The organism is Hydrobacter penzbergensis (assembly GCF_900106985.1).
Classification (GTDB): Bacteria; Bacteroidota; Bacteroidia; order Chitinophagales; family Chitinophagaceae; genus Sediminibacterium; species Sediminibacterium magnilacihabitans.
This window is the reverse complement of sequence record NZ_FNNO01000028.1, coordinates 1-9147: the sequence shown is the minus strand read 5'-3', so window position 1 is coordinate 9147 and position 9147 is coordinate 1. Positions and strand designations below refer to the sequence as shown.

The 9147-nt window shown below is 45.7% G+C and carries 9 protein-coding genes; 1 reads left to right on the top strand and 8 read right to left on the bottom strand.

Annotated elements, in window-relative coordinates; all coding sequences use genetic code 11:
- From BLU98_RS17345 to BLU98_RS17330, 4 genes are all read right to left on the bottom strand, one after another.
- On the bottom strand, positions 1-779 hold a 779-nt coding region (locus BLU98_RS17345; RefSeq protein ID WP_092727070.1), incomplete at its 3' end, for a tyrosine-type recombinase/integrase.
- Between the two features lies 1 nt (position 780).
- Positions 781-1659 carry a tyrosine-type recombinase/integrase gene (locus BLU98_RS17340; RefSeq protein WP_092727069.1) on the bottom strand — a complete coding sequence of 293 codons (879 nt, stop codon included), beginning with the start codon at positions 1657-1659 and terminating at the stop codon, positions 781-783.
- Positions 1660-1732: 73 nt separating this feature from the next.
- Positions 1733-4450: an MTBMA_p00010-related P-loop-containing protein gene (locus BLU98_RS17335; RefSeq protein ID WP_092727068.1), complete on the bottom strand. Its 2718-nt coding sequence runs from the start codon at positions 4448-4450 to the stop codon at positions 1733-1735.
- Positions 4431-4649, bottom strand: a complete 219-nt coding sequence (locus BLU98_RS17330) for a SymE family type I addiction module toxin (protein WP_257575096.1) — start codon at positions 4647-4649, stop codon at positions 4431-4433. Before BLU98_RS17330 ends, BLU98_RS17335 begins: the two co-directional genes overlap by 20 nt.
- Before the next feature lie 126 nt (positions 4650-4775).
- Between BLU98_RS17330 and BLU98_RS17325 the strand changes: the two genes are divergently transcribed.
- Positions 4776-5141, top strand: coding sequence for a helix-turn-helix domain-containing protein (locus BLU98_RS17325; RefSeq protein ID WP_092722932.1), 366 nt, complete (start codon positions 4776-4778; stop codon positions 5139-5141).
- Positions 5142-5199: 58 nt separating this feature from the next.
- On the opposite strand, the gene BLU98_RS17320 is transcribed toward BLU98_RS17325, so the two are convergent.
- The 4 genes from BLU98_RS17320 to BLU98_RS17305 form a co-directional block, all read right to left on the bottom strand.
- Positions 5200-5583 carry a hypothetical protein gene (locus BLU98_RS17320; protein WP_092727066.1) on the bottom strand — a complete coding sequence of 128 codons (384 nt, stop codon included), beginning with the start codon at positions 5581-5583 and terminating at the stop codon, positions 5200-5202.
- A gap of 7 nt (positions 5584-5590) precedes the next feature.
- A complete protein-coding gene (locus BLU98_RS17315) occupies positions 5591-6559 on the bottom strand; it encodes an RHS repeat domain-containing protein (protein WP_257575095.1) in 969 nt (322 codons plus the stop codon).
- Between the two features lie 763 nt (positions 6560-7322).
- A complete protein-coding gene (locus BLU98_RS17310) occupies positions 7323-8195 on the bottom strand; it encodes a tyrosine-type recombinase/integrase (RefSeq protein ID WP_092727064.1) in 873 nt (290 codons plus the stop codon).
- 1 nt (position 8196) lies between these two features.
- Complete coding sequence (locus BLU98_RS17305) at positions 8197-9075, bottom strand: tyrosine-type recombinase/integrase (protein ID WP_092727063.1); 879 nt, start codon at positions 9073-9075, stop codon at positions 8197-8199.
- Positions 9076-9147: the final 72 nt, after the last annotated feature.

The following is a 9147-nucleotide window of genomic DNA, read 5'->3' as shown; positions in this document are numbered from 1 at the left end:
GCAAACAACTGCACCACACTGATGTCGTGGCCAGCCTTTAATAAATTCGTGATCACACTCTGGCGTATGGTATGCGGACACACTGTCCTGCCCGGGTACATGGCACCATAACAACGCTTGATATGCACACTGATCGCCCACGCAGGTAAGGGCCTGCCCTGCAGGCCGATCAACAGCTTGTCTGTTGTGGTTCCTTGCTTGATCAGCTTCGGACGGATGGCATGTATGTACTCATAAAACAACAACACCTGGTTGGCTTTTAATGGCAGTGCTCTTGCACTCGTTTTAGTAGCAGCCCTGATGTATACCGTGGCCGCTGTAAGGTCTATATCTTCTACCCTCACTGCTGCTATTTCCTGTGGCCATAAGCCCTGGTAGATAAGTAAACCCACCAGCACTTTGTTGCGGTAACCCCACCTGTAATAAGGTTCCCTGCGCTCCAGCATCGCTTCCAGTTCTGCCGCAGTAAACAGATCCTGCAACTGTATATCGCTACTCCTCCTGTCCTTTAAGTGTATGGCTTTGGCGGGATTGTCCTTACGCATTCCTGTGTGGCAGAGGTAACTGTAATACGCTTTGATCGCACATACAGCACCTCTTATTGTAGATGCATTGCTGTACCTGCTTCTTAAGGCGCCGATATAAGCCGTAATGTCTTTGTACATGGCCTGCTCCGCACCACTTTGATGCAAGAGGTAAGCCGCAATATCGCGGCTATATTCCCTTACCGTACCGGCCGCATAATATTGCCTCAGGTACCGCTGTAATCCGCTCTCCATATTACAATGATTTTAATTGCGCTGTCCTGGCTCTCGCATACACTTGTGTGGTATCCAAACTGCTGTGCCCTAAAAAATCTTTTACATACAGCATGCTCATACCGCCCTGTACTAAATCTGTGGCAATAGAGTGGCGCAGGTGGTGCAGTGTCGTGCCCGCCGGTAGTGATGCGTCCGCACATCTTGCGATGATCTTTTTAAACATCGTCTGGTAACTGCTGCCGCTCATGCGCATGCCACGGCTGCCCAGCATAAACGCCGGCTCATCACTTACACGCAACGGCTTTATCTGGCAGCGATGATTACTGTAATAGTTCTCCAGGTCATGGGCAACTCTTGCCGTCAGTGGTATTACCCTTCGCTTACCGCCCTTGCCTTCTCTCACATAGAGTAGTTGCTGTTTAAAATGGATATCTCTTGTGTCCAGTGATGCCGCTTCACTTCTGCGCAGTCCGCAACTGTAAAAAAGATGCAGTGTCGCCAGTTCCTGTAAACTTCCTGCTGCTGCGAACAAAGCTTCTACCTGCTCCCGGATCAACGGCTCTCTTCTGTTTTTATGGTGCTGTTTAAACTTGATGCCGCTGATGGGGTTATACTGTATTTGCTCTGTTTGTTCCAACCAGGTAAAAAAAAGTTGCAGTGCATATACATAATGCGCTATCGTGCTTTCGCTTAAACCACTGCTGCCCCTGCGTTTGCCGGGGCATTCGTACAGCCACTCGTAAAAATCCTTTATCTGCCCTTGTGTGATCTCTGTAACATCCGTTACCTGGCTGTACGCTAACAACGCACCGGCTTGTGCACACAAGCACTGCCGGGTCTTGTTACCATAACCCAACTGGTATAAATAACCGCCAAACTGGTCTATGATCTCCTGCATGTCTATGATGTATTTAAAAGTGGGGGTAGCACATTTTTATGGAACACGGAACGCCAGGCCTTTTTTCCAGTATTTATGCGGGTTGCAGCGTTCCACTGGTGTTCCGTAGCGTTCCGGATTTCAGGGCCTGCAACTGTTCATCCAGGTGTGCTCTGATCTTTTCACGCATGGCCTGGTAATGATCCCAGTAACTGATCCGGTAGCTAAATCCTTTATTACCATAGCCACCACATTGCTGCAAGTATTCTAATCGCATCAGGTCATTTGTATAACGGAACACTTGTGTCTTGCTTACTTTCAGGGCTTGTCTGATCTCACGTAAGCTGAACTCCGCCGTCTGGTATTTGTCCTTGTGCCGCTTTTGTAAATAGTTTTTCAGGGCCTCATAAAACTGTCTTAACGACCCATCCAGTTCATCCACTTTCAGCACGATGCTTTCAAACATCACGGCTATGGCGGTTTCAACATCTGCTACCTCCGTCACCAGCCTGCCTTTCGCATCCCTGGTTCGCTGGTACTGGTTGAGGATCGTTACCATTTTTACAAAACCCTGGAACAGGTCATTGAGCCGCCTGATCTTATGCGCCTCGGGTGGCAGTTGTATCTTGCCCGCGAAGGGATTCACTACACGTTCAGGGCGCAGCAGCCGGATAAAATCGCGGATCAACTGTTTGGCCTTTTCTTCCTCCTCTTTGTTTATTTCACCTGCGGCTACGCTGTTCTGATAATCAATAATACGCCCGGTCTGCTCTTGGCTTTCGTCCACAGCAATCAAAAACAAACGACCCATATTGTCTTCATACAACTCGCCATGTGTCGTACAGCTTAACGACGCCACAGGGCCACGCACTGTTTTCTGTCCGCTCGTGATCTGGCCGTTTTCCAACTTGATACTGGTGGCGCTGTTCAACTCTCCGTTGCTCTGTAACTCTCTTAATGCAAACTCCGCTTCTTCGCTAAGACCGTCCATATCTTCCAGGCACAGCAAACGGTTTACAAAATAGTTCTCCGGGAAGTTGTACAGCACTTTATCGCTTAATCGCGTAAGCCTGGTTACACTTTCGGGCGGCATGCAATCGCTTACCTGTTTTAACAGCCTGGTCTTACCGCTGCCGCTGCTGCCTTGTATCAGCGCGTGCAGGGTGTCAGCCGTCTTGTGGCTGATGGCTATAATGAGTAAAAAAATACGGTTCCTCTCTTCTCCTACAATACCCGCTTTACCCAGCAGTTCATTTAAGCGTTTGATCAGTTTGGGTTTACTGGCAAACTGCTGTAAAGCTTCTCTTTCCTTGGCCGTTAATACCGGTAGTGCCTGCTCGGACGGCCTTGTTTGTTGCAGCTGCTTTTCTATCAGTTGCTCCAATAAATCGGTGAGCCGGTAAAGATCGGCCTGCAGTGTAGCTGCTGGCAGGGATAGTTTTTCGCCTACCTCTTTGCATAGCTTCTCTACCTGCTTGTCTTCATATAAATCAATGCGATTCCTGGCTTTTTGTCCGCTGGCTTTGTCTTCGATCACCAGCATGATCTTCATATTGTCTGTGGTCTTCGGTAGTCCACCCTGTACATAGTAATACGCTGTATCGCTTTCGTAGCGCAGCTTGTAAGGGTTCGTGCTGTCCAGTTCACCAGTTGGTGTTGATAGTGCTGATTGTACGGGGTGTTTTGGCGCACCACGTTCTATAAACAACTTTGCTTTTTCTTTTTGCTCACCGGCATTGTTATTTTCTTTTTCAATTGAAAAAGAAAAATCCGTTGTTCGTTGTTCCAGTAAATCAATAAAGACATCCGTGTTATCATGCGCCTGCGCAACACTGTTGATGTCTTCACCTTGCGGCATCTTTACACAACTGATACGCGCTTTCGTATATAAGGATTGTAATGCACTGGCATGTTTGCTGGTAGCTTCCGCACCTGGCTGATCGGCATTGAGCCAAAAAACAATCTCTTCTAATTGGGTTAATGATTGGATCGCTGCCTGGTGTTCCTGCGTAAATCCATTGGTACCATACAATGCTAAAACACTGTACTGCGCTGTGATAGCGGGGATTTGCAGCAGGGTGGCCGCATCAATGATGCTTTCGGTGAAGATTAATTTCTTTGTATCAGTTGCGGGGTATTTAGGATATAAACCTGCTCTTTCTTTTAAATAAAAATGACGCTGGTCCTGGTTGTTTAATGTACTTCTAAAATATAACCCTGATACATGGTTACTGCTGTCTTTGAGTGCAAACACGATGCACCATTTACCAAACACATTATACGCTGTATCGCCCGTGCGGCTTTTGTTACCAACATCACTTAATAATCCATGTTCTACACAACTCTTTATCAGCGCTTCGTCCTTTCTTGTGCCGTGATGGAACTGGCCGGCATTGTAGCCCACTTCCGTTTGCTTGTAGTCAATACACCTCGCTTGTAAATACTCCTGTGCAGGTTTTGAGTTGTACACCGCATTCTTAAAATAGCTGAACATTTTTGTCAGCACCGCCTGCCGGGTTAAACGTTGCAGCTGGTTATCTCCACCGATCAGTGTCTTTGCTTTTTCAATCGCTTCATGCTTACTGCATTTTTCCAGGTGCATGATAAAATCTATCACATCCATGCTCTTACCGTGCGTGGCGCAGTTACTGCTGAAGCAATACGCTGTCTGCGTTTTATAGTAAACCTGTAAACTCGGCGTGCTGTCATCGTGGAACGGACAGCGCAGGCGGTTCTGTTTATCCGGGTACAGGTTATAATGCTGCAACACTTCCCTGATCGGTAATTGCTCCTTAATGGCTGCTATGTCCATCGACTGCACAGTTTTTAATGGTGAGCATATTTTCTTCCACCCTGATCTCTACCGGGTCACCCACTTTAAAGCCCGCCTGTTCCAGCCACAGCCCGCACACATTTAACCAGGGGATCGTTTGGCACCTGCCCGGCTTGCTCCAATCACCGCCCGTTACCCGGTGCTTGTAGTGCAGCTTCGCTTTTCGGATCGTTTTCATTGCCATAAATATTTGTTTCTTATTTTTCTACTGCTAAATTACTAAATAGTTTCTATTTTAGACACTATTATGTTTACCAATTTTCCACATAATGCCAAAAGTTGCTTTAATTACTACTTTTGTGCCATGAGTTTAGCAGACAGCATTAAAAACATCCGGGAAGAAAAACACCTCATGCAAAAAGAGGTCGCCACCCATATCGGCGTGGATAAATCAACGTATAGCAAGATTGAAAAGGGGCTCCGTGAACTTACCGTGGCAGAACTCCAAAAAATCGCGCAACTCTTTAACATGACCACCGATCAGTTGCTTAACTACGATGGCGACATGCCCCAGGAAGTGGTACTCGAAGATAAAACCGCAGTGGAACAAATGAGGCTCATTCAACAACTCGATGATGAAGACAAAAAAACCATCTTCAAACTCATCGATAAAATGCTTACCAATAAAAAGTTCAAAGACTTCTTCCAAAAAAATGTAGCACTAATGTAAACAACAAAGCCACCCCCGTTGGAGTGGCTCTTGTTAAAGCATTATTTATTTATCGAACTTAAGAAGTCGCTTTTTGTATTTTTTTCTCTCTTAATAACTGTGTTATTAAAAGCGCTACAATAGCCGCTACAAATATCCACTCCTTGTATCTGATTGCCCAATAAACAAATGGGCTGCTAATAATCAGCCATTCTATTACCAATTTCGCTTTAAGATTATTTTGGCTTCTTATAAAAAGAAGTAAGTCCAAGACTATCAATGATACTATAAGCAAACCCCAAAATATTATCCCATATCCAAAAACTAATATTAAAGACGCGAATACTGACTGAAGCATGTTTCTGGAAGCATTTTCATCCATTAGATTTAATGCGATAGCATATAGGAAAACTGCTATAAATACGCCTACAATATTTATCCAATTGGTTTTTATAATTTTCATAATCTCACTATTGTACTGTTGGTTTATTTTGATTCATCTTATTCCATTCAGCTGTTGTATATTTCTTATCGCCTTGCTGAACACCTGTAAACACACCCTTTTTATCCATTGTGATAGTAAAATTAGCCTGCATCATTGGTCTATCATTGTCGCCAGGCAGGCTTGTATATGGGTTCCCGTTTGCTGGACTTACACCTATAAATAATTGATTCCCCTTTGTATCAGCTATCATTGTTTCAGCTGCCGGAAAAGCATCGCCGGTTTGTACTGCATTAACTTTTAATGTGCCGGCTTTATCATTCTCGGTTAAACTGAAGTTTGTATGGACATCTATGTCTGGTGATCCTTTCACTAGTGGATTATGCCCTGCCATATTAGATGTAAAAGAAGTAGTAGTACTTCCATCCTTATTTTCTACAGTTTTCAAATTCGTTATGCTCCCTCTATCATCTTTTGCCACATCATATCCTAACATTGGATGAAACGATCCATTAGAGCTCGTCCGCAATTCTGTAACTGATCCTTTAGTTGGGTCAACTGTAAATGACTGTTTTAAACGAGCTGTCGCATTTGATGAGGTGGTGTAACCTCTCTTGTTACCGTCACCCATGAATCCCCCACCAAACCAATCATACGGAGCAAAAGAACGAATGTTAACAGGGAATGGCCACATTCCATCAGGGTCGATAAATCTGATTGGATTATCAAATGCATAATTGTACGGAGACCATCTTCTTGATTTTTCACTTAACGGGTCAATCACCCACCATCTTCCTAGTTGTGGGTCTTGCATTCTGGCACCATAGTCGTACAACTCCAATCCGCTACCATCACTGAACTCCTGATGCTGTAATTCCTTGCCGTTATACTTGTATCTGTTCTCCGGTTTCATCGCCGAGCGACTACTAATGCCAGCCATCGTTAACCCAGCCGGGTAATAATGCGTTTCTTCAATTAAAGGTCCTCTATTATGCACCACCTGCAGGTTATCAAAGAACACATCAATGTTGCTCTCTGCACCAGTTTTGGCTTTAGTACCACTGCCCGCTTATCACACTTCCGGCCAGTCAAAGAACTTTCTTCTACCCCTAAAATACATGATTTTTTTATTTCAATTGAAAAAGAAAAAATGCCCTGCCTACCACGATGCACACTAATGGCAGTATATCACTGCAACGCGTGGTGAACGCATGGTGAACCCGTGTTTTGCCAACAATGTCATCAAACACACACCTTGCTGTATTTTTTCAGTAGTAGTATTTCCTGCATAGAAGGGGTATTATTTTGAAGGTGGGATAAAAAAGCAACGCCCCATGTGTATTGATGATTACATATTCTGTCGCTGGGATTTGTACTACTGCTGACGTGTAATCATCAATACACATGGGGCATATCAAAGCCGCCACGCGGGGGTTTCGGGTGGCGGCGTGATCCCGGCGGCTGCGATAGCTTTCGGGTGCCCGCATATGCTGCTGCCATTCCTACAACCGGTTCAACATGCAGCAACCAAAACAAACAAAATATCCGGCGAAGCCGGGCCTTGCTGCCGCAGGCCTGCTGTACAGCGAAGCGGACAGCACAACAGATCGTTGGCTATTTAGCATAATGGTGTTATAGGAAAAGGCGTAGCCCGGAGGGCAGCGACGCCCGAAGGGTTTTACTATAACTTCCATTATGTTACTTAGCCAACACCTTCTAGTATTGAGTTTAAACGCTACCTAAGTATCGCTACACTTTTTTTATTTCATCGGATGGTATCTGTGTACTGCTGCTTTTAAACTATCTACTCCACTTTGCTGGTAACGCTGCGTACTGGCTGCACATACATGGCCTGCAAACAACTGCACCACACTGATGTCGTGGCCAGCCTTTAATAAATTCGTGATCACACTCTGGCGTATGGTATGCGGACACACTGTCCTGCCCGGGTACATGGTACCATAACAACGCTTGATATGCACACTGATCGCCCACGCGGGTAACGGCCTGCCCTGCAAGCCGATCAACAGCTTGTCTGTTGTGGTTCCTTGCTTGATCAGCTTCGGACGGATGCTGTGTATATACTCATAAAACAACAACACCTGGTTGGCTTTTAATGGCAGCGTTCTTGCACTCGTTTTAGTAGTAGCCCTGATGTATACCGTGGCCGCTGTAAGGTCTACATCTTCCACCCTTACTGCTGCTATTTCCTGTGGCCATAAGCCCTGGTAGATAAGTAAACCCACCAGCACTTTGTTGCGGTAACCCCACCTGTGATAAGGTTCTCTGCGCTCCAGCATCGCTTCCAGTTCTGCCGCAGTAAACAGATCCTGTAATTGAACATCACTATTCCTCCTGTCCTTTAAGCGTATCGCTTTGGCGGGATTGTCTTTACGCATTCCTGTGTGGCAGAGGTAACTGTAATACGCTTTGATCGCACACACAGCACCTCTTATCGTAGCGGCATTGCTGTACCTGCTTCTTAATGCACCTATATAAGCCGTAATGTCTTTGTACATGGCCTGCTCTGCACTGCTTTGATGCAATAGGTAAGCCGCAATATCGCGGCTGTATTCTCTTACAGTACCGGCTGCATAATACTGCCTCAGGTACCGCTGTAATCCACTTTCCATATTACAATGATTTTAATTGCGCTGCCTTTGCTCTCGCATACACTTGTGTGGTATCTAAACTGCTGTGTCCTAAAAAATCTTTTACATAGAGCATGCTCATACCGCCCTGCACTAAATCTGTGGCAATAGAGTGGCGCAGGTGGTGCAGTGTGATACCTTCCGGCAGTGCTGCATCCGCGCACCTGGCCATGATCTTTTTAAACAAGGTCTGGTAACTGCCGCCGCTCATGCGCATGCCACGGCTGCCCAGCATAAACGCCGGTTCATCACTTACACGCAAGGGCTTTGTCTGGCAGCGTTGGTTTGTATAATAATTCTCCAGGTCATGGGTAACCCTCTCGGTCAGTGGTATCACCCTTCGCTTGCCGCCCTTGCCTTCTCTCACATAGAGTAACTGCTGTTTAAAATGGATATCCCTCGTATCGAGTTGTGTGGCTTCGCTTCTGCGCAGTCCGCAACTGTAAAAAAGATGCAGCACTGCTAACTCCTGTAAACTCCCTGCTGCTGCAAACAAAGCTTCTACCTGTTCCCGACTCAACGGCTCTCTTCTGTTTTTATGGTGCTGTTTAAACTTAATGCCGCTGATGGGATTGTAACATATCTGCTCTGTTTGTTCCAGCCACGAAAAAAAATGTTGCAGTGCATATACATAATGCGCTATCGTGCTTTCGCTTAAACCACTGCTACCCTTACGTTTCCCCGGGCAACTATACAACCACTCGTAAAAATCCTTTATCTGCCCTTGCGTGATTTGTGTAACATCCGTTGCCTCGCAGTACGTTAACAATGCAGCAGCTTGTGCACACAAGCACTGCCGGGTCTTGTTACCATAACCCAACTGGTATAAATAACCGCCGAACTGGTCTATGATCTCCTGCATGTCTATGATGTATTTAAAAGTGGGGGTAGCACATTTTTATGGAACACGGAACGCCAGGCCTTTTTTCCAGTG

Bases quoted from the DNA above. Each gene is read 5' to 3' on its own strand.
- BLU98_RS17330 (WP_257575096.1), bottom strand. From the start codon at position 4,649: ATGAAAACGATCCGAAAAGCGAAGCTGCACTACAAGCACCGGGTAACG.
- BLU98_RS17320 (WP_092727066.1), bottom strand. From the start codon at position 5,583: ATGAAAATTATAAAAACCAATTGGATAAATATTGTAGGCGTATTTATA.
- BLU98_RS17335 (WP_092727068.1), bottom strand. From the start codon at position 4,450: ATGGACATAGCAGCCATTAAGGAGCAATTACCGATCAGGGAAGTGTTG.
- BLU98_RS17310 (WP_092727064.1), bottom strand. From the start codon at position 8,195: ATGGAAAGTGGATTACAGCGGTACCTGAGGCAGTATTATGCAGCCGGT.
- BLU98_RS17305 (WP_092727063.1), bottom strand. From the start codon at position 9,075: ATGCAGGAGATCATAGACCAGTTCGGCGGTTATTTATACCAGTTGGGT.
- BLU98_RS17325 (WP_092722932.1), top strand. From the start codon at position 4,776: ATGAGTTTAGCAGACAGCATTAAAAACATCCGGGAAGAAAAACACCTC.
- BLU98_RS17340 (WP_092727069.1), bottom strand. From the start codon at position 1,659: ATGCAGGAGATCATAGACCAGTTTGGCGGTTATTTATACCAGTTGGGT.